A 911-nucleotide genomic window follows, 5' to 3' on the forward strand; every position below is an offset into this window, starting at 1 on the left:
CCCGCAGGAAAAATCAGAACAATACCGTCGCTTTATCAAGGAATACCTGGTGCCGCGCTACGTAGAGTTCATCGGCAAGGAAATCCAGACTGCTTATCTCGAATCTTATTCCGAGTATGGCCAGAACATTTTCGACCGCTACGTCATCTATGCAGACTTCTGGATTCAGGATCAGGAGTTCCGCGACCCGGATACCGGTGAAATATTCGACCGCCAGGCGCTCAATGAAGACCTGGAAAAAATCGAAAAACCGGCCGGCATCTCCAACCCCAAGGACTTCCGCAACGAAGTGGTCAACTTCGTCCTTCGTGCCCGCGCCAACAACCACGGCAAGAACCCCAGCTGGCTCAGCTACCAGAAACTGCGCGATGTGATCGAAAAGAAAATGTTCTCCAACACCGAAGACCTGCTGCCCGTCATTTCCTTTAACGCCAAAGGCAGCGAGGACGACCAGCGTAAACACAATAACTTCGTGCAACGCATGGTCTCCCGCGGCTACACGGAAAAGCAGGTACGCCTGCTGTCCGAGTGGTACCTGCGGGTGCGTAAGGCGCAATAGGAGACGCAGCATGCTTCACGTAACACGCAACAACACGAAATAACGGTTTTAGCGTTACGCATTGCTCTCTCTACGCCTTGGCGCGATCGCGGAGACAACGTCAAAAAACGCCCAAGTCCCACCCACGTTGTTGCGTCAAGCGTGTCGCCTGAAGCTGCTTCCGGAGGAAGCCCATGAGCTACATTATTGACCGTCGCCTGAACGATAAACGCAAAAGCACCGTTAACCGGCAGCGCTTCCTGCGCCGCTATCGTTCGCACATTCGCGATGCCGTCAACGATGCGGTCAGCCGCCGTTCCATCAAGGACATGGAGCAAGGTGAGCGGATAAGCATTCCCCGCAAGGACCTGTC

At 54.3% G+C, this 911-nt stretch carries 1 protein-coding gene and 1 pseudogene; both read left to right on the forward strand.

Going from position 1 to position 911, the window contains the following annotated elements:
* A pseudogene (locus tag A3754_RS00370) lies at positions 1-559 on the forward strand (PrkA family serine protein kinase); the annotation flags it as partial.
* 173 nt (positions 560-732) lie between these two features.
* The coding region (locus tag A3754_RS25860) for a DUF444 family protein (RefSeq protein WP_156496628.1) at positions 733-911 on the forward strand (179 nt) is incomplete at its 3' end.

The sequence above is a fragment of the Alcanivorax sp. HI0083 genome (assembly GCF_001635175.1).